The sequence below is a fragment of the Caulobacter sp. DWR2-3-1b2 genome, assembly GCF_049896345.1.
GTDB lineage: Bacteria > Pseudomonadota > Alphaproteobacteria > Caulobacterales > Caulobacteraceae > Caulobacter.
Genome location: NZ_JAFCUC010000006.1, coordinates 55,697 through 79,397, shown reverse-complemented (window position 1 = coordinate 79,397; position 23,701 = coordinate 55,697). Strand labels below are relative to the sequence as shown.

At 65.8% G+C, this 23,701-nt stretch carries 28 protein-coding genes and 1 pseudogene; 17 read left to right on the top strand and 12 right to left on the bottom strand.

Translation table 11 applies throughout. From position 1 onward, the window contains the following. Nucleotides 1-125 precede the first annotated feature (125 nt). Entirely contained in the window at nucleotides 126-2,624 is a 2,499-nt protein-coding gene (locus ACP694_RS15940) for an ATP-binding protein (protein ID WP_426013959.1), read from the top strand. Here ACP694_RS15940 and bla read toward each other — a convergent pair. Then, the gene (gene bla, locus ACP694_RS15935; protein WP_426013957.1) at nucleotides 2,608-3,651 is read right to left on the bottom strand and encodes a class A beta-lactamase; all 1,044 of its coding nucleotides are present in this window, start codon (nucleotides 3,649-3,651) and stop codon (nucleotides 2,608-2,610) included. The two genes, ACP694_RS15940 and bla, sit on opposite strands and share 17 nt — an antisense overlap. A 109-nt stretch (nucleotides 3,652-3,760) precedes the next feature. On the opposite strand from bla, the gene ACP694_RS15930 reads away from it, so the two are divergent. Next, nucleotides 3,761-4,546: an RNA methyltransferase gene (locus tag ACP694_RS15930; protein ID WP_426013955.1), complete on the top strand. Its 786-nt coding sequence runs from the start codon at nucleotides 3,761-3,763 to the stop codon at nucleotides 4,544-4,546. Nucleotides 4,547-4,579: 33 nt separating this feature from the next. On the opposite strand, the gene ACP694_RS15925 is transcribed toward ACP694_RS15930, so the two are convergent. Both ACP694_RS15925 and ACP694_RS15920 read right to left on the bottom strand, forming a co-directional pair. After that, complete coding sequence (locus ACP694_RS15925) at nucleotides 4,580-4,795, bottom strand: helix-turn-helix transcriptional regulator (protein ID WP_426013954.1); 216 nt, start codon at nucleotides 4,793-4,795, stop codon at nucleotides 4,580-4,582. Between the two features lie 3 nt (nucleotides 4,796-4,798). Next, entirely contained in the window at nucleotides 4,799-5,209 is a 411-nt protein-coding gene (locus ACP694_RS15920) for a hypothetical protein (RefSeq protein ID WP_426013952.1), read from the bottom strand. 173 nt (nucleotides 5,210-5,382) lie between these two features. Between ACP694_RS15920 and ACP694_RS15915 the strand changes: the two genes are divergently transcribed. From ACP694_RS15915 to ACP694_RS15885, 7 genes are all read left to right on the top strand, one after another. Beyond that, nucleotides 5,383-6,495, top strand: coding sequence for an S-(hydroxymethyl)glutathione dehydrogenase/class III alcohol dehydrogenase (locus ACP694_RS15915; RefSeq protein WP_426013950.1), 1,113 nt, complete (start codon nucleotides 5,383-5,385; stop codon nucleotides 6,493-6,495). A 127-nt stretch (nucleotides 6,496-6,622) separates the two neighbouring features. After that, the gene (gene fghA, locus ACP694_RS15910) at nucleotides 6,623-7,474 is read left to right on the top strand and encodes an S-formylglutathione hydrolase (RefSeq protein ID WP_426013949.1); all 852 of its coding nucleotides are present in this window, start codon (nucleotides 6,623-6,625) and stop codon (nucleotides 7,472-7,474) included. A gap of 41 nt (nucleotides 7,475-7,515) precedes the next feature. Further along, entirely contained in the window at nucleotides 7,516-7,695 is a 180-nt protein-coding gene (locus ACP694_RS15905; RefSeq protein WP_426014229.1) for an antitoxin, read from the top strand. Then, nucleotides 7,683-7,955 carry a type II toxin-antitoxin system RelE/ParE family toxin gene (locus ACP694_RS15900; RefSeq protein WP_426013947.1) on the top strand — a complete coding sequence of 91 codons (273 nt, stop codon included), beginning with the start codon at nucleotides 7,683-7,685 and terminating at the stop codon, nucleotides 7,953-7,955. Before ACP694_RS15905 ends, ACP694_RS15900 begins: the two co-directional genes overlap by 13 nt. A 168-nt stretch (nucleotides 7,956-8,123) precedes the next feature. Continuing rightward, nucleotides 8,124-8,741 (top strand): 30S ribosomal protein S4, encoded by a 618-nt coding sequence (gene rpsD, locus ACP694_RS15895; RefSeq protein WP_426013945.1) that lies wholly within the window; start codon nucleotides 8,124-8,126, stop codon nucleotides 8,739-8,741. A 253-nt stretch (nucleotides 8,742-8,994) separates the two neighbouring features. After that, nucleotides 8,995-9,282 carry a zf-TFIIB domain-containing protein gene (locus ACP694_RS15890; RefSeq protein WP_426013943.1) on the top strand — a complete coding sequence of 96 codons (288 nt, stop codon included), beginning with the start codon at nucleotides 8,995-8,997 and terminating at the stop codon, nucleotides 9,280-9,282. A gap of 99 nt (nucleotides 9,283-9,381) precedes the next feature. After that, entirely contained in the window at nucleotides 9,382-9,726 is a 345-nt protein-coding gene (locus ACP694_RS15885; RefSeq protein ID WP_426013941.1) for a hypothetical protein, read from the top strand. Here ACP694_RS15885 and ACP694_RS15880 read toward each other — a convergent pair. Next, entirely contained in the window at nucleotides 9,723-10,868 is a 1,146-nt protein-coding gene (locus ACP694_RS15880) for a serine hydrolase domain-containing protein (protein WP_426013939.1), read from the bottom strand. The genes ACP694_RS15885 and ACP694_RS15880 overlap by 4 nt on opposite strands. Before the next feature lie 76 nt (nucleotides 10,869-10,944). Here ACP694_RS15880 and ACP694_RS15875 point away from each other — a divergent pair, with 76 nt between their 5' ends. Continuing rightward, entirely contained in the window at nucleotides 10,945-11,316 is a 372-nt protein-coding gene (locus ACP694_RS15875; protein ID WP_426013937.1) for a hypothetical protein, read from the top strand. 108 nt (nucleotides 11,317-11,424) lie between these two features. Here ACP694_RS15875 and ACP694_RS15870 read toward each other — a convergent pair. Next, nucleotides 11,425-11,663, bottom strand: a pseudogene (locus tag ACP694_RS15870) (thioesterase family protein); the annotation flags it as partial. A 167-nt stretch (nucleotides 11,664-11,830) separates the two neighbouring features. Between ACP694_RS15870 and ACP694_RS15865 the strand changes: the two are divergent. Next, nucleotides 11,831-12,478, top strand: a complete 648-nt coding sequence (locus ACP694_RS15865) for a DUF998 domain-containing protein (protein ID WP_426013935.1) — start codon at nucleotides 11,831-11,833, stop codon at nucleotides 12,476-12,478. A 435-nt stretch (nucleotides 12,479-12,913) separates the two neighbouring features. Here ACP694_RS15865 and grxD read toward each other — a convergent pair whose 3' ends face one another. The 3 genes from grxD to ACP694_RS15850 all read right to left on the bottom strand — a co-directional run bounded on the left by grxD (nucleotide 12,914) and on the right by ACP694_RS15850 (nucleotide 14,510). Continuing rightward, entirely contained in the window at nucleotides 12,914-13,267 is a 354-nt protein-coding gene (grxD, locus tag ACP694_RS15860; RefSeq protein WP_426013934.1) for a Grx4 family monothiol glutaredoxin, read from the bottom strand. Nucleotides 13,268-13,375: 108 nt separating this feature from the next. Then, nucleotides 13,376-14,269 carry an aldo/keto reductase gene (locus ACP694_RS15855; RefSeq protein ID WP_426013933.1) on the bottom strand — a complete coding sequence of 298 codons (894 nt, stop codon included), beginning with the start codon at nucleotides 14,267-14,269 and terminating at the stop codon, nucleotides 13,376-13,378. 4 nt (nucleotides 14,270-14,273) lie between these two features. Beyond that, the gene (locus ACP694_RS15850; protein WP_426013931.1) at nucleotides 14,274-14,510 is read right to left on the bottom strand and encodes a BolA family protein; all 237 of its coding nucleotides are present in this window, start codon (nucleotides 14,508-14,510) and stop codon (nucleotides 14,274-14,276) included. A 155-nt stretch (nucleotides 14,511-14,665) separates the two neighbouring features. On the opposite strand from ACP694_RS15850, the gene ACP694_RS15845 reads away from it, so the two are divergent. Further along, nucleotides 14,666-15,598 (top strand): M20/M25/M40 family metallo-hydrolase, encoded by a 933-nt coding sequence (locus ACP694_RS15845; RefSeq protein WP_426013929.1) that lies wholly within the window; start codon nucleotides 14,666-14,668, stop codon nucleotides 15,596-15,598. A gap of 244 nt (nucleotides 15,599-15,842) precedes the next feature. After that, nucleotides 15,843-16,430, top strand: coding sequence for a fasciclin domain-containing protein (locus ACP694_RS15840; RefSeq protein WP_426013928.1), 588 nt, complete (start codon nucleotides 15,843-15,845; stop codon nucleotides 16,428-16,430). A gap of 259 nt (nucleotides 16,431-16,689) precedes the next feature. On the opposite strand, the gene ACP694_RS15835 is transcribed toward ACP694_RS15840, so the two are convergent. After that, the gene (locus ACP694_RS15835; RefSeq protein ID WP_426013927.1) at nucleotides 16,690-16,890 is read right to left on the bottom strand and encodes a hypothetical protein; all 201 of its coding nucleotides are present in this window, start codon (nucleotides 16,888-16,890) and stop codon (nucleotides 16,690-16,692) included. A 402-nt stretch (nucleotides 16,891-17,292) separates the two neighbouring features. Between ACP694_RS15835 and ACP694_RS15830 the strand changes: the two genes are divergently transcribed. Next, on the top strand, nucleotides 17,293-17,520 hold the full coding sequence (locus ACP694_RS15830; protein ID WP_426013925.1) for a hypothetical protein: 228 nt from the start codon (nucleotides 17,293-17,295) through the stop codon (nucleotides 17,518-17,520). Between the two features lie 77 nt (nucleotides 17,521-17,597). Here ACP694_RS15830 and ACP694_RS15825 read toward each other — a convergent pair whose 3' ends face one another. Further along, nucleotides 17,598-17,969 (bottom strand): hypothetical protein, encoded by a 372-nt coding sequence (locus tag ACP694_RS15825; RefSeq protein ID WP_426013924.1) that lies wholly within the window; start codon nucleotides 17,967-17,969, stop codon nucleotides 17,598-17,600. Nucleotides 17,970-17,981: 12 nt separating this feature from the next. Beyond that, nucleotides 17,982-20,195 (bottom strand): phosphoribosylformylglycinamidine synthase subunit PurL, encoded by a 2,214-nt coding sequence (gene purL / locus ACP694_RS15820; RefSeq protein WP_426013922.1) that lies wholly within the window; start codon nucleotides 20,193-20,195, stop codon nucleotides 17,982-17,984. A gap of 67 nt (nucleotides 20,196-20,262) precedes the next feature. Between purL and ACP694_RS15815 the strand changes: the two genes are divergently transcribed. Genes ACP694_RS15815 through ACP694_RS15805 form a run of 3 tightly spaced genes read left to right on the top strand, consistent with a single transcriptional unit; the run spans nucleotide 20,263 to nucleotide 21,514 of the window. After that, a complete protein-coding gene (locus ACP694_RS15815) occupies nucleotides 20,263-20,529 on the top strand; it encodes a type II toxin-antitoxin system VapB family antitoxin (protein ID WP_426013919.1) in 267 nt (88 codons plus the stop codon). Beyond that, nucleotides 20,526-20,921 carry a type II toxin-antitoxin system VapC family toxin gene (locus tag ACP694_RS15810; RefSeq protein ID WP_426013917.1) on the top strand — a complete coding sequence of 132 codons (396 nt, stop codon included), beginning with the start codon at nucleotides 20,526-20,528 and terminating at the stop codon, nucleotides 20,919-20,921. The genes ACP694_RS15815 and ACP694_RS15810 overlap by 4 nt, the downstream gene beginning before the upstream one ends. After that, nucleotides 20,918-21,514 (top strand): peptidylprolyl isomerase, encoded by a 597-nt coding sequence (locus ACP694_RS15805; RefSeq protein WP_426013916.1) that lies wholly within the window; start codon nucleotides 20,918-20,920, stop codon nucleotides 21,512-21,514. The genes ACP694_RS15810 and ACP694_RS15805 overlap by 4 nt, the downstream gene beginning before the upstream one ends. Nucleotides 21,515-21,545: 31 nt before the next feature. On the opposite strand, the gene ACP694_RS15800 is transcribed toward ACP694_RS15805, so the two are convergent. Beyond that, on the bottom strand, nucleotides 21,546-23,495 hold the full coding sequence (locus ACP694_RS15800) for a CocE/NonD family hydrolase (protein WP_426013914.1): 1,950 nt from the start codon (nucleotides 23,493-23,495) through the stop codon (nucleotides 21,546-21,548). Nucleotides 23,496-23,701: the final 206 nt, after the last annotated feature.

Here is a 23,701-nt window from a genome sequence, read left to right as displayed (position 1 = left end):
CGGGAGGCCTATAGACTGTTGCAAGCCGCTGGGAAAGGCGAGGTCGCGACGACGTCGTCCTAGGCGGTTAAGGCGCTGATCGGGTAGGGTAAAATCTTGTTGAGGCTTGCGGGGTAACAACGGGCGTGGAGAGCCGTCGAGCCAATACCGAAGTTACGTCGCCACTTGCCCGGCGCCTGTTGGCGATCGTCGCGATCCTGTCGATCGCGGTGACTGGCGTGGCCACGGCCGTGACCTTCGTTTTTGTCCAGCGCGCCGCCGCCGACGTCCAGATCCGCCACCTGGCCGAATATGTCGCCGAGAGGGTGAAGACCGAGGACCGTCTGTTCTCGGACCTGGTCAAGGTGCACGAAGCGGCCTCGGACTCGCTGGCCCGCCGGCTTCAGGCGTTGGATTCCGCCACCGTCGACCGGGAATTCGACGCTCAGTTCCCAAAACAGGGCGACGGCACGCGACGCTCGGTCGATACGCTCTATGACGGCGGCGTGGTCGATGGTGACTACACCTACGGCATCGGCGGTTTTCTGCGCGACGCTGATAAACTGACCCGGCCTCAGAAGGCCCTGATGCTGGCCGCCACCCAAGTGGTCTCGCACACCGGCGAGGCCGAGCTAAACCGCTACGACAACTTCTACTTCTTCACGCCCGATACCCGGCTGGTGATGTTCGGTCCCAAGCGCGCCGACCGGCTGATCTACTACCGCCGCAAGGCCCCGCCGACCCTGGATATCCGCGGCGAGGAGATGAACCTCCTGACCCTGCCGCAGCAGAACCGCCAGCGGGTCATGAAGTGCACCAAGCTGATCTCCGACCCCAGTGGCCGAGGGCTGAACTCGGCCTGCGTGACGCCCTTCGACTATCACGGCCAGCAGCTTGGCGCCTGGGGCACCAGCCTGTCGCTGGACTCCTACCTGCTGCGCGCGGTGGGCGACGCCCTGCCGGGTGGGCGCAACATGATCGTCTCGTCCGACGGCGAGCTGATCGCCTTGCCGGGCCTGGCCAAGAACGGCGTGGTCGACGCCCAGACGCTGGTGCGGGCCCAGAGCGAGGAGGGCGTCGCCGACGTCGTTCGCCAGATCCGGGCGCGCGGCGACGATGTCGGCGCGATCCGCAACAAGCACCGGGTGATCGCCTATGGCCGGCTGAAGGAGCCCGACTGGTACTTCCTGATGATCTTCCCGTCCGGCGACCTCGTGTGGTCGGCGGTCAAGACCGCGTCGTGGGTGCTGCTGTTCGGCGTGCTGGGCGCGGTGGTGCAGGTGGCGCTGCTCTACCGCGTGATGCGCATCACCGTCGAACGGCCGCTGGTCGTGCTGGCCGACGCTCACCGCACGGGCAATGTCTATGAAGCCGAGCCGATCGAGACCCGCACCGACGAGATCGGCGCCCTGGCGCGAACTCTACGCAGCCAGCGCGACGGCAATATCGAGCTGCTCCGTTCGCTGGAGGAACGCGTCGCCGAACGCACGATCGAGCTGGAGCGCGCCAACCAGGCCAAGTCGGTGTTCCTGGCCAACATGTCCCACGAGCTGCGCACGCCGCTGAACGGCGTCATCGCCATCGGCGATCGGCTGGCCGAGGAGATGGATCCGGAGCGTCGCCGCCAACTGGCCGCCCTGGTCACCTCCTCGGGCCGGCTGCTCGAGCAGGTGCTCAGCGACATTCTCGACGTCTCCAAGATCGAGGCCGGTCAGTTCCAGCTGTCCTCGGCGGCGTTCGACCTGAACCAACTGGTCAATGGTGTCGCCGAACTGCACCGCGCCTCGGCCGAGGCCAAGGGACTGGATTTCAACTGGTCGCTGGAGCCCGGCTCTGAAGGCGCCTATCTGGGCGACGCCGGACGGATCAGCCAGATCCTCAACAACCTGCTGGCCAACGCCGTGAAATTTACCGCCGTGGGCGGCATCGGCCTGGTGGTCGAGCGCACCGAGGAGGGGCTCAGCTTCACGGTCAGCGATACGGGCGTCGGCTTTGACGACACCGTGCGTCGCCGCCTGTTCAAGCGCTTTGTCCAGGCGGACCAGTCGATCACTCGCCAGTTCGGCGGCACGGGCCTGGGCCTCTCGATCTGCGCGGCCCTGGCCGAGATGATGGGCGGCCGCATCGACGCCCGGGCCGTGGTGGGACGTGGGGCGATCTTCCAGGTCGATCTGCCGCTGGCCCAGGTCCAGGCCATCGAGATCGACGACGATGGCGACGGCGAGGAGGTTTCCCTGGAGGGCCTGCGCGTGCTGGTCGCCGAGGACCATCCGACCAATCAGAAGGTCGTCGAGATCGTGTTGCAGCCGTTCGACGTGATCCTGACCATGGTCGAGGACGGTCAGGCGGCGGTGGAGGCCTTCGAGGTCGGCGCCTTCGACGCGATCCTGATGGACATGCAGATGCCGATCATGGACGGCCTGACCGCTACCCGGCTGATCCGCGAGCGTGAAGCCTCCACCGGCGCGCCGCCGGTGCTGATCATCATGCTGACCGCCAATGCGATGGAAGAGCACGTCGCCGCAGCCAAGGCCGCTGGCGCCGACCTCCACCTGGCCAAGCCCATGCGGCCGGCCATGTTGCTGGAAGCCCTGGCCCGGGTGCGGATAAAGCCGCGCGCCGAGCCGATCAGCGCGGTGAGCTAGAGCCCGACTTCACCTCTCCCGCCGCCTTGATCACGATCCGCCCGACATCGGCGATCAACCGCTCCTGCTCGACCTCGCCTAGCGACGAGCCCGACAGGAATACCGCCACGGCGACCTTGCGGCCGTCCTTCAACCGATAGGTGCCGATGTCGTTGACCACCGGTGTGAAGCCTAGATCAGTGCGCGCCGTGCCGCCCATGTGGGCCAGCCCCGCCTCGTTCGGCAGGGCGGCGCGCAGGCGGCCGGGCGCCGCGGGGCTGTGGATCATTAGGCCGATCAAGCGCTGGGTCGAGGCCGGGGACAGAAGTTCGTTCTGGTTCAGAGCTTCCAAAAAGCGCACGGCGGCCAGCGGCGTGGCGGTGTCCTTCGGATCGGTCAGAGAAGCCAGGGTCGCGCGACGGCGGGCCTGGGCGGGCACGGCTCCCAGCGCCGCGCGATAGGCGGCCTCGCCCTTCCAGTCGGGGCGGAACGAGGCCAGGCCAAGACTGTCGGGCTCCAGTTGGCGGGTATAGCGATCAATATCGAGGCGCTCGATCTTGCGACTCTGCAACCAGGCGGTCACCGCGCCCGGTCCGCCGATCTCGCGCATCAAGAGGTCGGCGGCGGTGTTGTCGCTGTCACCCACCGCACGCTCCAGCAGGTCGCCGATCGTGTAGTCCTTGCGGCCTGGCCAAGCGTCGGCGATGGGGCTGTAGGGTGGCGAGAGGTCCTCGTCCTCGATCGTCACGGTCTGGTCCAGCTTCAACCGTCCGGCGTCCACCTCGGCCAGCACGGCGGCGCCCAAAGGGGCCTTGGAAACCCCTTGCAGAGGAAAGCGCCGCTCGCCGTTGAACGACATCACCTGGCCAGTGCGCAGATCCTCGACCGCCACGCCCAGGGTTCCGGACCCAGCGCGGTCGGCGACCGTCTGGAACTGGGCGGTCAAGGTGTTGGGGTCGAACAAGGGGACCTCCTGGCCCAGCATCGGCGGCTCTCCGCAGCGGACCAGCAACAGCGTCAGGGCGAGGAGGGCGGGACGGATGAGCATGCGCGGCGGTCTCTTGCGGTCTTGTGGGAGCGAGCTGGACCGTAGCTAAACGCGCGACTTGCCATTGTGGGGCTTGCACCCTGGGTGCGTCCGGCGGCAAAGGGAGGCGATGACGACGATCTTCCCCCCGCCCTGCGTGATCCTCAACCATCCGCAGATGGCCGAAAACATCGGCGCGGTCGCCCGGGTCATGGCCAATTTCGGGCTCGAGGACCTGCGCCTGGTCAAGCCGCGCGACGGCTGGCCGCAGGAACGCGCCTGGCCCAGCGCCTCGGGCGCCACCTGGCCGCTCGACAACGCCAAGGTGTTCGACACCCTGGCCGAGGCCATCGCCGACCTGAAGCTGGTGTTCGCCACCACCGCCCGTCCCCGCGAGACCCGCCTGCCTGTGGTCACCCCGCGCGAGGCCGCCGCCCAGCTGTCGGACGAGGTGGGCCAGGGCCATGCCGTCGGCCTGCTGTTCGGCGGCGAGCGGGCCGGACTGGAGACTGACGACATCGCGATGTGCCAGGCGATCATCAGCATTCCGATCGCCGAGCGCTTCCGGTCGCTGAACCTGGCCCAGGCGGTTTCGATCACCGCCTATGAGTGGAAGCTGACGGTCGACGACCGGCCGTGGGTGAAGTTCGAGCAGAACGTCGAGCCGCCGGCCGACCAGTCCAGCCTGCTGGGCCTCTACGCCCAACTGGAGGAGCAGCTGGAGGAGGCGGGCTTCTATCACCCGCCCGAGAAGAAGCCGTCGATGGTCCGCAACCTGCGCGCCCCGCTGGCAAGGGCCCGGTTAACCGAGCAGGAGGTCCGCACCTTCCGCGGCGTGGTCACGGCGCTATCGCGCGGCCGCGGCCGGGTGCTTGCCAAGCTGGCGGCGCAGAAGGCGGCGAAGGCCGATAAATAAATCTTCTCCCCTCCGGGAGAGGGTTTCAGAACTTCACCCCTCCCACTGAAACACCCGCTCCACGCCCACTCCGAAAACCTGGGCGATGCGGAAGGCGGCTTCCAGGGAGGGGGAGTATTTGCCCTGCTCGATGGCGGCGATGGTCTGGCGGGTCATGCCGATGCGCTGCGCGAGATCGGCCTGGGTCATCTCGCCGTGCTCGAAGCGCAGGCGGCGGATGTCGTTCTTGATCGGGGGCGGGGCGGGCATGGCTCAGCCCGCCCGCCGGTAGCCGAGGATGATCCCGCCGTGCCGGGTGAGTTCCGAGACCGCGAGAGCCAGGATCACCGCATGGGCCATCAGGGTCTTGTCGGCGAAATAGACCGTGATCGCCGCGCCCATCGCCGCCACCTGCAACACGTAGAAAGCCCGCGTCGAAGCCTCCAGATCAATCAGCCGCTCGCGCTCGTCCTGGGCGGTGCGGGGCTCGCGCGACAGGGCCGCCAGCGCGATCTGCAAGCCGACCTGCAAGACCACCAGCACCAATATGCAGGCTGTCAACGGCCCGGCGAAGCCGAGGGACCGGCCCTCGATCGCCATCTTGCCGACATAGGCGACATAGGCGACATAGACGATCAGGGTCGTCCAGAACGAAACCCACGCACTCTTTTCTCGCAGAGCCATGGCCTGCTCCTGTGATGTAAAATATCTTGTACATAACGTCTGCTAAGGGCGTCAGCATGTCAAATATACTTTACACAAGGCGGCACGGTTCGTCGGAGAAGATCGCGCTGGGACTGGCCCGCGCCGTCAAGCCTTGGCAAGGTGCCGCCGACTCACGTTCCGGAGAGCTTTCGATGAAAACCCGCGCCGCCGTCGCTTTTGCCGCCAAGCAGCCGCTGGAGATCGTCGAGGTCGACCTGGAAGGGCCAAAGGCCGGCGAAGTGCTGATCGAGATCAAGGCCACCGGCGTCTGCCACACCGACGCCTACACGCTGGACGGGCTGGACTCCGAGGGTCTGTTTCCCTCGATCCTGGGCCACGAAGGCGCGGGCGTGGTGGTCGAGGTGGGGGCCGGTGTCACCAGCCTGGCCGTCGGCGACCACGTGATCCCGCTCTACACGCCCGAATGTCGGCAGTGCAAAAGCTGCCTTTCCGGCAAGACCAACCTGTGCACGGCGATCCGCGCCACCCAGGGCAAGGGCCTGATGCCCGATGGCACGAGCCGCTTCTCCTACAAGGGCCAGACCATCCACCATTATATGGGCTGCTCGACCTTCTCGAACTTCACCGTGCTGCCCGAGATCGCCGTGGCCCGGATCCGCAAGGACGCGCCGTTCAAGAGCGCCTGCTATTGTGGTTGCGGCGTGACCACGGGTGTGGGGGCCGTGGTCAACACCGCCAAGGTCGAGCCGGGCGCCAATGCCGTGGTCTTCGGCCTAGGCGGCATAGGCCTCAACGTGCTGCAGGGCCTGAAACTTGTGGGCGCCGACAAGATCATCGGCGTCGACATCAACCCGGACCGCGAGGACTGGGGCCGCAGGTTCGGCATGACCCACTTCGTCAATCCCAAGGACGTGCCGGGCGGCGACGTGGTGGCCCATCTGGTGGCTTTGACGGACGGCGGCGCGGATTACAGCTTCGACTGCACCGGCAACACCACGGTGATGCGCCAGGCTCTGGAATGCTGTCACCGCGGCTGGGGGACGAGCATCATCGTCGGCGTGGCCGAGGCGGGCAAGGAAATTTCCACCCGACCCTTCCAACTGGTCACCGGCCGGGTCTGGAAGGGCACGGCCTTCGGCGGCGCGCGCGGCCGCACCGACACGCCGAAGATCGTCGACTGGTACATGGACGGCAAGATCCAGATCGACCCGATGATCACCCACGTCCTGCCGCTCGATCGCATCAACGAGGCGTTTGATTTGATGCACGCGGGGACAAGCATTCGGACGGTGGTGACGTTCTAGATCTCTATAATCCGCTCATCCCGGCGAATGCCGGGACCCAGGTGAAACCCACCAACCGCTCAGGCTGAATCTGGGTTCCGGCATTCGCCGGGATGAGCGGATTGGGGATCTTTGGTCAGGTACCGAAATGTCCAACCTCGAGACCCTCGCCACCCACCGCACCCAAGGCGGGACCCTGCGCTACTGCCAGCACGACAGCGCCAGTACCGGCACGCCAATGAAGTTCACCGTCTGGACGCCTGGACCAGACAAGAATTGCGGGAAGAGACCATTCCCCTATCTCGTCTGGCTGTCGGGCCTGACCTGCACCGAGGACAACTTCACCACCAAGTCTGGCGTCTACGCCTACGCGGCCCAGCAAGGGATCGCCATCGTAGCGCCCGACACCAGCCCGCGAGGGGAAGGGGTGGCCGACGATCCGGCCTATGACCTGGGGCAGGGGGCGAGCTTCTATGTCGACGCCACCCAGGCGCCGTGGGCGTCGCACTTCTCGATGTATTCCTACGTCACCAAGGACCTGTTGGAGGCCGTCGACGGCGCCTTCCCGCTAGATCCGGCCCGGCGGGGGATCTTCGGCCACTCGATGGGCGGCCACGGGGCGCTGACGATCGCCCTGCGCAACCCCGACCGCTTCAAGTCGGTCAGCGCCTTCTCGCCGATCGTCTCGCCGCTGAACTGCCCGTGGGGCGACAAGGCCCTGACCGCCTATCTGGGCGAGGACCGCGCCGCCTGGCGGGCCCATGATGCTGTCGCCCTGATCGAGGACGGCGCGGGCGCCGCCTTCGACGAGATCCTGATCGACCAAGGCCTGGCCGACAACTTCCTCGAAAACCAGCTGAAGCCCGAACTGCTAGAAGCCGCGGCCGCCAAAGCGGGCCGCAAGGTCACCGTCCGCCGCCAAGAAGGCTACGACCACAGCTACTTCTTCATTGCCACCTTCATCGGTGAGCACGTGGCATGGCACGCGGCCAGGCTTTAGGCAGCTTTGAGGGGCGCCGTCGTCGTGATACGGTCGAAACCATGACCCCCGAACCCTCAATCTTCGATCAAGTCGATGACGAGTCGGAAACAGCTGCTGACGCCGAAGGTCTAGCGGACCTAGAGGCTGGACGGGTGGTGCCTCATGCTGAGGTGGCAGCCTGGCTAGACACTTGGGGCGCAGCTGACGAAAAGCCAGCACCGGCGTCGTGGTTCAAGTAATCTGGACGCGCCGAGCGCTTTCGGATTTGGCGGCGCTCCGGGCCTATATAGGCCAGTTCAGTCCACTCGCCGCCCAACGTATGGCCATTCGGCTCAAGCGGGCTGGCGACAGTCTTGGCGAGCATCCCGAGCGAACCCGATCGATCGGGCCAAGCCTGAGAGAATTCACGGCCATTCCACCCTATATTCTGCGCTATCAGGTGACGCTTGAGGCAGTGGTCATCATCCGGATAAGGCACGGCGCCCAGCAGGATGATTAGGTCCTACACCCGTTGACTCCCCGCATCCCCTCCGCCATAAACCGCGCCTTCTCGCCAGCGGCTTGCCGTTTGGCGAGAAGACCACATGACGGATTGATGCGACGCCGCCGTTGAGATCGTGCCCCTGCCAGCAGGGGCGCCGGCCCGGATCGAATAGAAGAGCTACACATGTCCAAGCGCCATAGCGCCAAGTACAAGATCGATCGCCGCATGGGCGAGAACCTCTGGGGCCGGCCCAAGTCGCCGGTCAACCAGCGGTCCTACGGCCCCGGCCAGCACGGCCAGCGCCGCAAGCAGAAGGTTTCGGACTTCGGCCTGCAGCTGCGCGCCAAGCAAAAGCTGAAGGGCTACTACGGTAACCTGACCGAAAAGCAGTTCAGCCGCACCTATGAAGAAGCCGCGCGCCGCAAGGGCAACACGGCTGAAAACCTGGTCGGCCTGCTGGAGTCGCGCCTCGACGCCATCGTCTATCGCGCCAAGTTCGTGCCGACCCCGTTCGCCGCCCGCCAGTTCGTCAACCACGGCCACATCCTGGTCAACGACAAGCGCGTCAACATCGCCTCCTACCGCGTCAAGCCGGGCGACGTCGTCAGCGTCCGCGAAAAGTCGCGCAACATGGCCTTGGTCATCGAAGCTTTGGCCTCGGGCGAGCGCGATTTCTGCGAGTATGTCACCGTCGAAGCCAAGGCGATGAGCGCGACCTATGTCCGGATCCCGGAACTGTCGGAAGTGCCTTATCCGGTGAAGATGGAACCCAACCTCGTCGTCGAATTCTACGCCTCGTAAGACGCGTCGCCTTCGCAACGATCGGAAAGGCCCCGGGAAACCGGGGCCTTTTTCGTATCGGGTCGCGCCCTTGAAACCGGCGCCGCGCCTTCCCAGTTACAGCATGCGGGCCGGGCCCCTCTGGCGAGTGATGCAAGCACTCGTGATGTCGGACCGCATCGGGTGTTCTCGATGTCTGGGTCCGGTTGTCCCCCTCCCGCGTTCCGGATCAGCATCGAGAGCACCCGTTCCATCCACGGAACCAGGACCGCCCATGCCACTTCTGATGTGCCCCAATTGCGACGCCTCCATGCAGGCCGTGCAGCGCGCCACCGTCGAGTTCGACATGTGCCCCCAATGCCGGGGCGTTTGGCTGGACCGCGGCGAGCTGGAAAAGCTGATGGCCATGGAGCGGGGTGAGCCGCGTGTCGCCCAACCCCGCCTGCCCGATTACGACAGGCCCCGCGAGCCGCGCGACGACCGGCGCGATGACGACCGGCGCTACGACCAGGGCGGCCAGAGCAAGAAGAAGCGCTTCGACCTGTTCGACATCTTCGACTGATCCCGCGACAATCTGTCACCCCGCCTCGCCGAGGCGCGTGTCCTTAACCAGGCGACAAGGCGCACGGCGTTATCTGCTTGAAACGCCAAGGGGAAAGCCATGACCGTCACGCTTGAGAAGACCCAAACCACCAGCATGGTCGACGTGCTCGAAGCCCTGTCAGCGGAGATGTCGATCGCGGCGGTGTCGTGCGGCCACCTCGACGGCGCGCTGGGCCAGATCCTCGAGGAAGTGCCGATGGAGTCGCGGATGAAGGTGATGCAGGAGCTGCACATGGTCGACATGCTGGCTCAGCACATCACCGCCATCACCGACTTCACCGCTGGCCTGGCCCAATCCATGGCCGCCACGGGCGCGCCTGACGTCCACGGCTCGCTCTCGCGGATTACCTTGGGCGACGTGGCTAATCGCTTGCGCGAGAATTTGGCCAAAGGCCAAGCCTAAGGGGCCGCCACCGGCAGCACCGGATTATACTCCCACGTCCACGGCATCCCCACGTCGCCAAGCGCCGCCTTCACCAGGGGCGGGAAGAGCCGCGCCCCGACGCCGCTGTTGGTCAGCATGACGATGCAGCGCTGGCCGCGTTCGACACAGATCAGCTGATTGTCGGTGATGTCGTTGTGGCCGCCCTTGTACAAGGCGTGGCCTTGAGGGCCGTCGAACACCACCACGCCGATCCCGGCCGCCAGACCGATCTTCGCATTGTCTGGATTGTCGACGATCCGGAACGGTGGGAACTGGTGGGCGCCGACGATCGGGAAACTGGCCTTGGTTCGCTCGGCCCGCGCTTTCACCGACAAGCCTTTGCCCGAGACCATGGCGGCGGCCAGCTGCGCGAGATCGTGGATCGAGGTGTCCAGCGAGCCGGCGGCCTTCACGCTGCCCCGCATGTCATGGTCCTCGAACGACCCATCGGCCTTGTAGCCGTCGGCCAGGTTGCCGGCGAAGTCGTCGCGCCAGATCATGCTGCTGCGGGTCATGCCGAGGGGGGCGAAGATGCGTCGCTGCATCTCGTCGCCGACCTTCAGCCCGAGGCCCTCGTCGATGACGAATTGCATCAGGTTGATCCCCTCGCCGGAATAGGCGTAGCGCGTGCCAGGCTCCAGGTTGAACCGCAGCTTGTTGTCGGGGTCATAGACCCGCTGGTTGGCCAAGCCCGAGCTGTGGGTCAGCAGCATCCGCGGGGTGATCTTTTCCCAGCGCGGATCGCCGGCCAAGTCGGCGTAGCGCGGATAGTCGGGCAGCGGCTTTGGCAGATAGGTCTTTATCGGCGTGTCGAGATCGATCTTGCCGTCATCCACCAGCATCAGCACGTACTGCGCGAAGGCGGCTTTGCTGATCGAGGCGCCGTACATGATCGTTTCAGGCGTCAGGGGCAGCTTCTTCTCGACATTGCGAAAGCCCTGAGCCGAGACGTGCACGACCTTGCCGTGCTCGATCACCGCGAAGGCCAGGCCCGGGATCTTGCCCTGCCTCATCAGTTGGGCGGCCGTTGCATCCAGCGCCCCGTAGTGGGCGGCGAAGGCGGGCGAGGCAGCGGCCAGGGACAAGGCCACGGCGGCGATCGAAGCGATTTTACGGAGCACTCGGGTCCTCGTCGGTTGCGCGCGGCCAAGCCGTGGGCAAACTAGGGCGGAGTTTCTCTCTAATGCCAAGGCGTGCATGACCCTCGATCGACGCGGACTGCTGGCGACCGGGCTCCTGTTGGCCCTGGGCGGCTGCGCGGCGTCACGAGGAATCACCCTGGTGGCGGGCCCCACGGGCGAAACAGCCGAGCTGGAAGCGCTGGAGGCGATCACCGCCACTCGCGACGGCTTGGTTCTGCGCGTGACTTCCAGCGGCTGCACGCGCAAGGAGGATTTCACCTTTTACCTCGATCACGCAGCCTTGCCGCCGACGGTAGCCTTTGCCCGCAAGCGCGTGGATGGCTGCCACGAGGCGGCGGAGGCGGTCGAGCTTCGGTTTAGCTATGAGGAGCTTGGTGTCGTCAGGCGGGGGCGGTTGGCTGTGCTCAATCCCGTGACGCAACAATAGAGCATTTCCCGACCTGACTGCGTCAGGCCGTGAGCTCTAATCTTCTGTTTTGACGCATTTTTCTTCACGCGAACCGGAACCACTTCGCTCGAAAAATGCTCTAGCTCAGCCCTTCAGGTCGCCCACCCAGGTGTAGCCTGTGGCGGTCTTGTGGGGCAGCAGTTCGCGGCGGTAGTCGATCTCATGCCGGCGCGCCACCCAGCTCCATCCCGCCCGCTCTTCGGGCAAGGCCCAGGCGTCCCAATGGGCGATCGCCAGGTCCGGACCCAGGCCAGATAGACCACGTTGTTGACATGGCCATTGTTAACTATGCTGCGGGAAGGAACAGTTCCGGGCGCTAGGCCAATTTCTCGCTTCGACCCGTTGCGGACATTTCGACTATCCGTTTGAGCGGGTTTTCAGACACAGCCGCTATTGCGAGCGCTTCGCCACACGCGTAGGTCGCTCTTGCATTCCGCCGCCCACTCTGTGCTCCTCCCTAGGGAGAGCGCATTGCGCCGAGCGGGGACGGATCATGGGTAACCCAATAACCGATCGTCAGCTCGCTTGGTCCAGGCGGTGGGCCGAGATCGCGACCGGCTGTTTTTGCTATTTCATTGTGGTGCTTGTCCTTCTGCATGGTCTGCGGCCGGACTACACACCCGTAGACCACATGATCAGCGACTATGCGGTCGGACGTCTTGGCTGGGTGATGACGACGGCCTTCGTGGCGCTGGCCGTGGGCTGCCTGACGCTAGGAATAGGAATGGCCATGGCCGGTCCGAGATCCTTGCCGGGCCGTGCAGCGGTGCTGCTGCTGTGGGTCGCGACGGTGGGCCTATTGACGACGGCGACGTTTCCCACCGATCTTGAAACGGCGGCCACGACAATAACGGGCAACATCCACACCGCCAGCTTCCTGGTCAACGTGGTCAGCGTGATCCTGTGCTCGCTGCTTTTCGCCGTCAGCTTTCACCAGAGCGAGGAGTGGCGCGGCTATCGCTGGATCGGCCTGGCTCTGGCGATCGCCTTGCTCACGGCGTTCATCGCCCAGTTCCTGACCCTGCATCGAGGCGCGCCCTATGGACTGACGAACCGTCTCTTCGTCGCCGTGCTCATGAGCTGGTTCGTGGCGACCGCCATACGACTCCGCCGCGTCGCCATTCTGCGACAGGTGGCGTGACATTCAATGCGTCGTTGGGCGGTCCAACCGCCTACAAAGGGTGGTTCCTGCCCTTGATGGCGACCAGAATCGGCCTTGGTTTGGCCACCTCTGGCGCGGGGGCCAGTTTCTTTTTTCCACCCTTCAGAAGTTCGAAAGTCCGCTTCCGGGCTTGCGGCAGACGACAACGTCGCCTCAGCAAGCTATCGCCGACTGTGCAGTCAGCATTGTCTATTCAATACAGAGCGTTAGCCCGATCTGGCCAACTTGTGAATGTGTTGACAATTGTTGACGTGGCCATTGGCGTCGATCTCCGACGCCTTCGGTTCGAAGGTTAGCTGAAAGGCGTCGCCCGCCGGGACGAAGACCCGGCTCAAGCGCGCGCCCCGAAAGTGTGGGCGGTTTCGGGACAAGGGCGCGCGTTCGCTAAGAGAGGTGAGCCCGCCGAAGGCGGTCTCAAGCGGCGATCAGGCCTTGCTCTTCCATCAGGGTCTTCAATTCGCCCGACTGGAACATCTCGCGGACGATGTCGCTGCCGCCGACGAATTCGCCCTTGATGTAGAGCTGGGGAATGGTCGGCCAGTCGGTGAAGGCCTTGACGCCCGCCCGCAACTCGTCGTCCTGCAGCACGTCGACGCCGATGAACTCGACGCCCAGATGGTCGAGGATCTGCACGGTGATCGACGAGAAGCCGCAGCGCGGCTGATCCGGCACGCCCTTCATGAACAGCACGACGGGGTTTTCGGCCACGGTCTTGGCGATGAACGCCAGGGCGGGCGAGGCGGCGGCTTCGGCGGTGACGTCGGTCATGGGGGAAGATCCTTGGCGTAGCCTCTCAGCTAGGCGCCAGGGCGGTCCGGGTCAAGGGCGAGGGCGTTGCAACGATCGGGGACAGGCCCATGGGCCTGGCTCCGATCGTCAGGCCCGACGCTTGTTGCGTTCGGCTTCCTGGGCCGAAAAGCGGGCCATTTCGATCTGGGCCGAGCAGCCGGTCGGCAGGTCTCGCTCGGCGATGGCGGCCAGATCGGCCAGTTCGGCCGGCGTGCTGGCTGTGATCTGCACCGTGGCCAGCGAGGGCTCGGTGAGGGCGTAGGCCAGGCAGATCTGCTGCGGAGTCCAGCCGTGGGTGTCGTGCAGGAAGGCGTAGCCGCCCACATCGGCCAGCGGGTCGGTGCGGCGACGCCACAGCGACGGCTTTGGCAGGAAGGCCTTGCGATCGTCGCGCAGGGCGTGGGGCCAGAAGTCTAGCCCGACCACCGCGATCTCACGGCCCATGGCCGCGCGCACGCGATTGCGCTCCACCCAGCCCGAAGCCAGGTTGAACGGCGTGGCCATGGCCTCGAACAGCCCCGAGGCCACATAGGCGTCGAACTTGTCGCCCCCGCCGGCCACCGCCAGGGTGCCGACAAGCCGCGCGCTACGGACGGCCTTCAGGTGTTCCAGGGTCTCGGTCGGGAAATCATTGGCGTCCGGATCGTCGATCGTGGCGACGTCCAGATAGCCCAGGCCCGTGCGGTCCAGCGCCTGTTCGATCATGTCGTGGATCGCCTCGGCCTTCAACGCCCGGTCGCTCTGGGCGCGCAGCCGCCAGCCGATGAACAGCAGCCGCCGCTCGACCGTGGAGAAGGCTTCGGTCGCGCCTTCCATCAGGGCCGGCGACACGCCGTCGAACTCGAAGCTGTTGATGCCATTTTCCAGCGCCGCGAAGATCAGCTTGCGCCAGTCGTCGGCCTTAAGGCGCGGCTGGTCCTGGAGGCTCAGCGAGATCGCCGAGACCGCCACGCCCGCATTGCCGAAGGGTCGGTAGCGCACCGGGCTATTCCGGAGGCGCGGCGGTTTCGAGCGCCAGGGCGTGCAGCGCGCCGCCCAGCACATCGGCCAGGGCGCGGTTGACCATCTGGTGCTGCTTGACCCGGTTCAGGCCCCTGAAGGCCGGCGAGACGATGCGCGCCTTGTAGTGATCGCCGTCGCCCGCCAGGTCGGTCAGCACGATCTCCGCGTCGGGAAACGCGTCGTTGAGGCGGGCTTCGAGGTCGGCGGGGGACATGGGCACGGCGGAAGACTCCGAATCTCTGCGCCTTGGTTATGCCGCGTAAACCTTAAGAACGGGCGTACGATGGAAATGCGCGCTGGGCCGGAGCTGTCATTTCTCGACTGGCGATCCCGGACGACGCGCGGCATGAAGACGTGGTCACCGGGATGTCTCACATGCGTCACCACCTGATTTCCGTCGCCCTCCTAGCCGCGCTCTCGACCGCCAGTTACGCCACCGCTGCGCCCAATCCCGGCGTCCACGCCCTCGACGACGTCCGCATCCTCTCCGCCGACGACATGGAAGGCCGGGGCGTCGACACGCCGGGCGGGGCCAGGGCGCGGGCCTATATCGTCAAGCGGTTCGGCCAGATCGGGCTGAAGCCGCAGGGCGCGACGTTCGAGCAGCCGTTCACCTTCACCAGCCGGCTGGGAAAGATTCTGCACGGCGTCAACCTGGTGGCTCGCATCCAAGGCACGTCGAGCTCGGACAAGGTTCTGGTGGTCTCGGCCCATTACGACCACCTGGGGATCAAGAACGGCAAGATCTATAACGGCGCCGACGACAACGCCTCGGGCGTGGCGGGCCTGCTGGCGGTGGCCGAGGCGTTCAAGGCGCGGCCGCCGCGTCACACGGTGCTGATCGTCGCTTTCGATGGCGAGGAAAGCGGCCTCCGGGGCGCCAAGGCCTTCGTAGAGAAGCCGCCCGTGCCGCTGGACACGCTTGGTCTGGAGGTCAATTTCGACATGATCAGCAAGAACGCCGAGGGCGAACTCTATGTCAGTGGGGCTGGCCCGCAGCTCTGGCTGAAGGCGGTGCTGGAGCGCGTCGCCAAGTCCGCGCCGCTGACCCTGAAGCTTGGCCACGACACCGACGCCAACGGCAAGCACGACAACTGGACCGACCAGTCCGACCAGGGACCTTTCGCCGCCACCAAGGTCCCCTGGGTCTATTTCGGCGTCGAGGACCACGCCGAATACCACCAGCCCACCGACGATTTCGAGACCGTGCCGCGGGACTTCTTTCAGCACGCGGTGACGACGGTGGTGATGGCGACGCGCGCACTGGACGATGATCTGGACGCGATCAGCAAGGCGGCCGGGCGGTAGGTCGGTCGGCGCGTGACGCCCCCTCCGTCAGCTTCGCCGCCTCCTCCGCCGTTGCACGGGGGAGGAGAAAGATCATTCAGCTTCCTCCTCACCCGTGAAACGGGGGAGGCGGCGCGATGCGGATACGCATCGTGATGGAGGAGGCGTCCTGGCGCGGCTTTCAAAAGAATTACATCCTTCGGCAGCCGCCGCCCGTAGCTCCGTCGCCTCGATCAGGGGCGAGGACCACCCGGAGCCCACCCCCATGAAGACGACCCTGCTGCTCGCCGCCGTCGGCGCGCTGACACTTTCGGCGGCCCCGACCTTCGCCCATGTCGCCGCCCAGATGAAGCCGACGCCGATGGCGCACGAGAAGACCGTCATGGTCGGCGGCGCCGCCATGTACCCGTCCAAAACCATCGTGCAGAACGCGCTGAACTCCAAGGATCACACCACCTTGGTCGCCGCCGTCAAGGCCGCCGGCCTGGTCGACACCCTGTCGGGGCCCGGTCCGTTCACGGTGTTCGCCCCCACCAACGCCGCCTTCGCCAAGCTGCCGGCCGGCACGGTCGAAACCCTGATCAAGCCCGAGAACAAGGCGACGCTGACCAAGATCCTGACCTATCACGTCGTCGCCGGTCGCATGACCGCCGCCAACCTGAAGGCCAATGCCAAGGCGCACGGCGGCAAGGCGATGCTGACCACCGTTCAGGGCGAAAAGCTCACGGTCAGCAAGGCCGGCAGGGGCTGGAAGGTCACCGACGCCAAGGGCGGCTCGGCGATGATCACGGTTCCCGACGTGATGCAGTCGAACGGCGTGATCCACGTGGTGGACACGGTCTTGATGCCGTAATGGGCGGCGTGTAGGGGGCGTCACTTGCCCCCTACGGATCGCTTCGCGATCGTCTTCCCCCAAAGGGGGAAGAGCTCGAACCATACGGTGCTCCGCCCCCCCGTGGGGGTGGACAGACCGCGAGAGCGGTCAGGCGGGGGCAAGTGCGTGAGCCGCCAGAGCATTTTTCGAGCGAAGTGGTTCCGGTTCGCGTGAAGAAAAATGCGTGAAAACAAAAGATTAGAGCTCACGGCCTGACGCAGTCAGGTCGGGAAATGCTCTAGCCCGCCGTCTCGTCCACCTCTTCCGAGTCGTCTTCTTCCAGTCCGAACACCTCGTCGATGACCTCGACGATCTCCTCGAGGTCATCCAGCGTGACCTTCAGCTTCAGGGTCGTCTCGTCGTCGCCGGTGACGGTCAGGAAGATGCCGTCCTCGGTTTCCTCGAGAATGAACTCGTCCAGGTTGGCGATCGTGGTCATGGGGCCGTTCCTCGTTTTCGGGCAAGCGGCCAGGGCGGGGCTTTCGTTCCCGCCCAACCCTTACGCCTCCACCGAAAGATAGTCTCGCCCCACGCAGCATCGTGACGCCGAGCACGTCAGCCTGTTCGCCGACCCTGTAGCGTGGGGGCCGACAGCCCTATCAGACGCGACCGGTCCGCCATGACTGTGTGCTGCGCGATCTTGGTTGAGACTTCGCGCCGGTGCTCACCAGCGCCGCTGGCGTTCGGCAACCGTCACTTCGCCGCCGAGGGTCTGACCAGCCAGATCGTCGAGCTAGCTAGGGCGCGGCGTCGATCTGTGTTTAGCTGGTCGAACGCCGTCATGGCGCGACAGGCCGGGACGCCGAACGCGGCGCTGAGGCCACGGCTTCGGGGGGAAGCGATGATCCTGACCTGGCTCTGGAAACTCGTGCAGTGGTTTCGGCGCGGTGACGATCCGCCAGCGCTGGAGGCGGCCCGGCCGCCCCTGCGATCGGCCGACGACCTTGGCTTCATCAATCAGTCCACCGACCAAAACAACGCCGATCCCGTGATCTTCGCCGGTCCGAATGATCCGCTCTCGCAACCCCTATCTTCCACTCACCCCGGCCAACGCCGGGACCCAAGCTGAGCCTGGCGGTTTCGCTCTGAGCCAACGGTGGACTCGGCTCGGGTCCGGGCTTTCACCGGGATGAACGGATTTGTGGGTTAGTCGACGCAGATCGTGCCGGTCGACTTGCCGGCCACGATCTTGGCGTAGCAACCGAACTGGACATTGGTTCTTTGGCACTGCCCGACGGTCGCGGCCTGGGACTCAGCGTTGCCGTCGGCGATGCACGAGCCTTGGCAATCGGCCTTGTCGGAACACATCTTGCCGGCGTCGGCATAGGGCAAGACGCAGGTCTGGCGCTGCATCCGGCCGACGGGCTGCAGCGTTCCGCCGCGCGTCGAGCACGAGGCGTCGGCGCTTTGGGTGGCCCCCGTTTGCGAAGAAAGGGCCGGACCGGAGGCGGCGGGGGCGCAGGCGGCCAGCAGCGACAGGGCCAGGCTGGCCGCGGCGAGGATCGAGAACTCACGCATGGGGTGTTTTCCTTAGGCGGGGGCGTTCATGAAGCCCGGCATCCAGGCCTCGTGGGCCGCGCGCAGGGTCTCAATGGGAATGCTGAAAAGGTCGCTCGAAGCGAAGGCGTCGCCGCCGGCCACGCCGGCCAGGTTGGCGTGGACGCCCGCTTCCTTGGCCGCCAGCAGCAGGCCGTCCGGATCGGGCGTGGCGACCAGATAGCGGGCCTGGTCCTCGCCGAACAGGTAGGGATGGGCGTGGGCGTGGCTGGCGGCGTTGAGCGTGATCCCGACCTTGCTGGCCAGGGCCACGTCGGCGGCGGCGATCAACAGGCCGCCGTCCGACAGGTCGTGCAGACCCGCCACCAGGCCGGTGGGGATCAGGCCTCGGACGAAGTCGCCGTTCTTGCGCTCCAGAGCCAGGTCGACGGGCGGCGGGGCGCCATCCTCGCGGCCGAGGATCTCGCGCAGATAGATCGAGGCGCCCAGTTCACCGTGGGTCTCGCCAATGAGCACCAGCGTGTCGCCCTCGGCCACGTTGCCGAAGCCCATGCGCAGATCGTAGTCATCGAGCAGGCCGACGCCGCCGACCGTTGGGGTCGGCGGAATGGCGACGCCGTTGGTCTCGTTGTAGAGGCTGACATTGCCGCTCACGACCGGGAAGTCGAGCGCCCGGCAGGCCTCGGCCATGCCGTCGGTGGCGCGGACGATCTGGCCCATGGTTTCGGGCTTTTCGGGGCTGCCGAAGTTGAGGTTGTCGGTGATGGCGATCGGCGTCGCGCCGGCGGCCGTCAGGTTGCGCCAGGCCTCGGCCACGGCCTGCTTGCCGCCCTCATAGGGGTCGTTCTGGACATAGCGCGGGGTGACGTCGCTGGTCACGGCGATGGCCTTGCCCTTGCCGTGAATGCGCACGATGCCAGCGTCGCAGCCGGTGGCGCTGTCTTCCAGGGTGTCGGCCATCACGTGGCGGTCATACTGTTCCCACAGCCAGCGCTTGGAGGCCATGTCGGGGCTGCCGACCACCTTCAGCACAGCGGCGGTCCAGTCGGCGGGGGCGGGGACCTGGCCGGGGTCGAGGCGCGGATGCAGGGCCGGTTGCACCCAGGGTCGGTCATAGAGCGGGGCGTCGTCGAACAGCGGGGCCAGGGGCACGTCGCAGACCGTCTCGCCGTGGTGCTTCAGCACCAGGCGGCCGGTGTTGGTGGTGACACCGATGACGGCGGCGTCCAGGCCCCATTTCTCGAAGATGGCGTGGCCTTCGTGCTCGCGGCCGGGCTTGAGCACCGCCAGCATGCGCTCCTGGCTTTCCGACAGCATCATCTCATAGGCGCTCATGCCGGTCTCGCGTTGCGGGACCATGTCCATGTTCAGCTCGATGCCGACGCCGCCCTTGCCGGCCATCTCGACCGAGGAGGAGGTCAGGCCCGCCGCGCCCATGTCCTGGATGGCGGCGACGGCGCCCGTGGCCATCAGCTCCAGAGTGGCCTCGATCAGCAGCTTCTCGGCGAAGGGGTCGCCGACCTGGACGGTGGGGCGCTTCTCCTCGGAGTCCTCCGAGAACTCGGCCGACGACATGGTCGCGCCGTGGATACCGTCGCGGCCGGTCTTGGAGCCGAAATAGACCACTGAGAGGCCCGCGCCCGGCGCCGCCGAATAGAAGATCTTGTCGGCGTCGGCCAGGCCCACGCACATCGCGTTGACCAGGATGTTGCCGTTATAGCCCGCGTGGAAATTGGTCTCGCCGGCGACCGTGGGCACGCCGACGCAATTGCCGTAGCCGGCGATGCCGGCGACAACACCTTCGACCAAGCGCTTGGTCTTCGGGTGACTGGGATCACCGAACCGCAGGGCGTTGAGCAAGGCGATCGGCCGCGCTCCCATCGTGAAGACGTCGCGCATGATGCCGCCCACGCCTGTCGCCGCGCCCTGATAAGGCTCGATGTAGGAGGGGTGGTTGTGGCTCTCCATCTTGAAGATGATGGCGTCGCCGTCGCCAATGTCGATGACGCCGGCGTTTTCGCCGGGGCCGCAGATCACGCGGGGGCCAGTGATCGGGAACTTCTTCAGCTGGTTCTTCGACGACTTGTAGGAGCAGTGCTCGGACCACATCACCGAGAACACCCCCAGCTCGACCAGGTTGGGCTCGCGACCCAGGCGGTCGAGGACGACGGCGTACTCCTCCGCGTTGAGGCCAAATTCGCGGGCCGTGTCGGCCATGGACTTCTGGAAGGCGGGCGAGGTGCTCATGGGCGGGCCTTCTAGCGTGGACCGGCGGATTCCGCCATATTCTAGAAACATCAAGGGCGGTTCTAGAATGGGCATTAGCATCAAGAGGGTGGAGACCGAAGACCTTGCTCGCCAGGTCGCCGTTATCACAGGGGAAAGTTTGACCGAAGCGATCCATCAGGCGTTGGTGGAGAAGGTGGCGCGGCTTTCAACGCCCTATGCCCTTTCGGCCGCCGAGGAGGCCGCCAAGCTGGCATTCTTCGCTGAACTCGACGCGCGCCCCATTCTCGACCCTCGCGACTGGCGTGAGATCGAGGCTGAGCTTTACGACGAGAACGGTCAACCGATCGGATGATCGTCGACACCTCAGCCCTGTTGGCCATCGCCCTGCGCGAACCGGAGCGCGACACCTTCTATGTGTTGCTTCTCCGGGCCAAGCGTCGCCGGATGTCGGCGGCGTCCTATGTCGAGGCGGCCGAGGTCTATATGCGGCGAACCAGCGTTTCGACGGGCATCGCGCTGTTGAATCGCGACCTGGCTCAGCTGCGGATCGAGATCGTCGCCGTGACGGCGGAGCAGGCCTATGCCGCAGCCGAGGCGCGGCAAACTTACGGCAAGGGCCGGCACGACGCCGACCTGAACTACGGCGACAGTTTTACCTACGCCCTCGCCAAGTCCCTGGACGAGCCCCTGTTGTTCAAGGGAAATGACTTCATCCATACCGACGTGAAGCGAGCCGCTCCATGATCTCTCGCCGCCATTTGCTCGCGCTCACCGCAGCCCTGCCGCTGACGGCCGCCGGCGCTGCCCCCGTCCGGGTGCAAATGGTCACCGATCTGGGGCCGATCGTCATCGAACTCTATCCGGCCAAGGCGCCGATCACCGTGGCCAATTTCCTGGCCTATGCCGACCAGCATCTGCTGGACGGCGGCGCCTTCTACCGAACGGTCTCGCCGAAGAACGACAACAACCCGGCGACGATCAGCGTCATCCAGGGCGGGCTGAACCGCGACGACAGCCCGCTGCCGGCCATCGCCCACGAGACCACCAAGGTCACGGGGATTCTGCACACCGACGGGGTGATCTCGATGGCGCGAGGCGCGCCGGGCACGGCGGGCTCGGAATTCTTCATCTGCCTGGACGACAATCCGGCCCTGGATTTCGGCGGCGCCCGCAACAAGGACGGCCAGGGCTTCGCGGCCTTCGGCAAGGTGGTCGAGGGCATGGATGTGGTTCGCAAGATCCATGACGCGCCGACCGTGACCAAGGCCGACGATCCCTACATGAAGGGCCAGATCCTCGATCAACCAGTGAAGATCAAGAGCTTGAGCCGGCGTTGAGCCTGTCCCCCTGTGGGGGAGGATCTGAGCCCTACTTCCCCACCACCGGCAGTTCCACGAAGCTGGCCTTGCCCGGCGCATGGAACACCGTCTCCGTCGCCTTCTGGTAATCGGCCGGCTTGGCCAGGAAGATGTTGGGCACGAAGGTCTGCGGGTTGCGGTCGTAGAGCGGGAACCAGCTGGACTGCACCTGGACCATGATCCGATGGCCGGGCAGGAACACGTGGTTGGCGTTGGGCAGGGCGAAGCGGTAGCCCAGCGGCGCATTGGCCTTGATCGGCTTGGCCTGGGCGAAGCCCTCTCGATAGCGGCCCCGAAGGATGTCCATCGCCACAGGCAGTTGATAGCCGCCCATCGTTGGATCGCCGGGGACCTCGTCGGGATAGACGTCGATCAGCTTGACCACCCAATCGCCGTCGGTCCCGCTGGTCGCCGCGGTGAGGTTGACGATCGGCTCGCCACTGATCTTCAGCGGCGCGGTCAGCACATTGGTTGTGTAGGTCAGCACGTCAGTGCGGCCCGAGGCCTCGCGTTGGTCATCGACCAGCCATTGCGTCCAGGTCAGGGGCGGGACGTAGCCGGTCGGCTGGCTGGGGCGAGCACGATAGGGCACTGGCTTGGCCGGGTCGGAAACATAGGCGTCGCTGGTTGCCTCGCCGGCGGCCTCTCGGGCCTGGGGCGCGACGAAGTCGGCCTTGAAGCCCGCGTGGAGATAGAGCGGGGTGGGGGTGATCGCGCAACCCTTGGCGCAGCCCGAAGGCCAGGCTTCCAGCTTGCGCCAGCGGTTGGTCCCGGTCTCGTAGGCGGTGACGGGCGCGACGTCCATGGCCGGGGCGTCGTCCTTCAGATAGTGGGCCAGGAACGGGCCCAGCACGTCCTGACGGAACTGCAGGGCGGTGTCGGCGCCAAACTTGATCGCGCCCAGACTGGCGGCGTCGTGGATCTGCTGGCCATGGTTCCAAGGCCCCAGCACCAGGAACACCTTGTCATTGGCGGTGTCCTTGGGCTCGATCGCCTTGTAGACGGCGGCCGCGCCGTAGATGTCCTCCTGGTCCCAGAGGCCAGCGACCACCATCACCGGCACCTTCAGCGGCTCCTTGCCCAGCAGCTTGTCGACCGCCTGGTCGCTCCAGAAGGCGTCATAGTCCGGGTGGGCCAGAATCTTGCGCCAGAAGCCGGTCTGTTCCAGCCCCATCTGCGACCCCAGCGCCCCGGCTGAGCCGGCCCGCATGAAGAGGTCGTAGTCGTCATGCACGCCCGAGGCCCACTTCTCCTCGTTCTTCCGGCTGCCGACCTGCTCGTAGATATAGGGCATGTTCTGTTGGCGGAAGGCGCCGTTGTGAAACCAGTCGTCGCCCATCCAGCCATCGACCATCGGGTTCATCGGCACGGCGACCTTCAGGGCCGGGTGCGGATTGAACAATGCTTCCAGGGTGGTGAAGCCGTCGTAGGAGATGCCCAGGATTCCAACCTTGCCATTGGTCTCGGGGATGTTCTTGACCAGCCAGTCGATGGTGTCCCAGGTGTCGGTGGCGTGGTCGACCTGCGTCGGGTTTTGCGGCCCCTTCAGTGGCCGGTTCATCACATAGTCGCCTTCCGAGCCGTGCTTGCCACGAACGTCCTGGACGACGCGGATGTAGCCGCCCTCGATCACCACATCGACCGGGTGGTCGTAACCGTCGATAGCGTCGGCCAGGTGGGTGGTGGCGTTGATCGAGGTCATCGCCGTGGCGTCATAGGGGGTGCGGGTCAGCAGGATCGGCGCGCGCTTGACGCCCTTGGGCACGAGGATGACGGTGTGCAGCTTCACCCCGTCGCGCATCGGGATCATCACGTCGCGCCGCTCGTAGTCGAGACGATCCGTGGCGAGCTTGAAGACGTCGGGGGTCTCGCTGGGCAGGCTGCCTGGAGCCACGGTCTGCGCGAAGCTGGCTCCGGCCAGCAGCAGGCTCGCGGTCGCGAGTAACAGAATCGTTTTCATGTGAATCCCCCAGCAGCCAACCTTGCGGAGAGGATCGCACGCTCTCTTCCCCCGTGAAACCAGGAAGGAGGCGCGATGCGACTACGCATCGTGACGGAGGGGGCGTTCCAGCGCCGAGCTTTTTGGGACCGGATAAGCCGCAAGGCCCCCTCCGTCACGCCGCCTATCGGCGCCGCGCCACCTCCCCCGCTATGTGGGGCAGGAGA

Bases quoted from the DNA above. Each gene is read 5' to 3' on its own strand.
- bla (WP_426013957.1), bottom strand. From the start codon at position 3,651: ATGCTCATCCGTCCCGCCCTCCTCGCCCTGACGCTGTTGCTGGTCCGC.
- ACP694_RS15930 (WP_426013955.1), top strand. From the start codon at position 3,761: ATGACGACGATCTTCCCCCCGCCCTGCGTGATCCTCAACCATCCGCAG.
- ACP694_RS15925 (WP_426013954.1), bottom strand. From the start codon at position 4,795: ATGCCCGCCCCGCCCCCGATCAAGAACGACATCCGCCGCCTGCGCTTC.
- ACP694_RS15920 (WP_426013952.1), bottom strand. From the start codon at position 5,209: ATGGCTCTGCGAGAAAAGAGTGCGTGGGTTTCGTTCTGGACGACCCTG.
- ACP694_RS15915 (WP_426013950.1), top strand. From the start codon at position 5,383: ATGAAAACCCGCGCCGCCGTCGCTTTTGCCGCCAAGCAGCCGCTGGAG.
- fghA (WP_426013949.1), top strand. From the start codon at position 6,623: ATGTCCAACCTCGAGACCCTCGCCACCCACCGCACCCAAGGCGGGACC.
- ACP694_RS15905 (WP_426014229.1), top strand. From the start codon at position 7,516: ATGACCCCCGAACCCTCAATCTTCGATCAAGTCGATGACGAGTCGGAA.
- rpsD (WP_426013945.1), top strand. From the start codon at position 8,124: ATGTCCAAGCGCCATAGCGCCAAGTACAAGATCGATCGCCGCATGGGC.
- ACP694_RS15890 (WP_426013943.1), top strand. From the start codon at position 8,995: ATGCCACTTCTGATGTGCCCCAATTGCGACGCCTCCATGCAGGCCGTG.
- ACP694_RS15885 (WP_426013941.1), top strand. From the start codon at position 9,382: ATGACCGTCACGCTTGAGAAGACCCAAACCACCAGCATGGTCGACGTG.
- ACP694_RS15875 (WP_426013937.1), top strand. From the start codon at position 10,945: ATGACCCTCGATCGACGCGGACTGCTGGCGACCGGGCTCCTGTTGGCC.
- ACP694_RS15865 (WP_426013935.1), top strand. From the start codon at position 11,831: ATGGGTAACCCAATAACCGATCGTCAGCTCGCTTGGTCCAGGCGGTGG.
- grxD (WP_426013934.1), bottom strand. From the start codon at position 13,267: ATGACCGACGTCACCGCCGAAGCCGCCGCCTCGCCCGCCCTGGCGTTC.
- ACP694_RS15845 (WP_426013929.1), top strand. From the start codon at position 14,666: ATGCGTCACCACCTGATTTCCGTCGCCCTCCTAGCCGCGCTCTCGACC.
- ACP694_RS15840 (WP_426013928.1), top strand. From the start codon at position 15,843: ATGAAGACGACCCTGCTGCTCGCCGCCGTCGGCGCGCTGACACTTTCG.
- ACP694_RS15835 (WP_426013927.1), bottom strand. From the start codon at position 16,890: ATGACCACGATCGCCAACCTGGACGAGTTCATTCTCGAGGAAACCGAG.
- ACP694_RS15830 (WP_426013925.1), top strand. From the start codon at position 17,293: ATGATCCTGACCTGGCTCTGGAAACTCGTGCAGTGGTTTCGGCGCGGT.
- ACP694_RS15825 (WP_426013924.1), bottom strand. From the start codon at position 17,969: ATGCGTGAGTTCTCGATCCTCGCCGCGGCCAGCCTGGCCCTGTCGCTG.
- purL (WP_426013922.1), bottom strand. From the start codon at position 20,195: ATGAGCACCTCGCCCGCCTTCCAGAAGTCCATGGCCGACACGGCCCGC.
- ACP694_RS15815 (WP_426013919.1), top strand. From the start codon at position 20,263: ATGGGCATTAGCATCAAGAGGGTGGAGACCGAAGACCTTGCTCGCCAG.
- ACP694_RS15810 (WP_426013917.1), top strand. From the start codon at position 20,526: ATGATCGTCGACACCTCAGCCCTGTTGGCCATCGCCCTGCGCGAACCG.
- ACP694_RS15805 (WP_426013916.1), top strand. From the start codon at position 20,918: ATGATCTCTCGCCGCCATTTGCTCGCGCTCACCGCAGCCCTGCCGCTG.
- ACP694_RS15800 (WP_426013914.1), bottom strand. From the start codon at position 23,495: ATGAAAACGATTCTGTTACTCGCGACCGCGAGCCTGCTGCTGGCCGGA.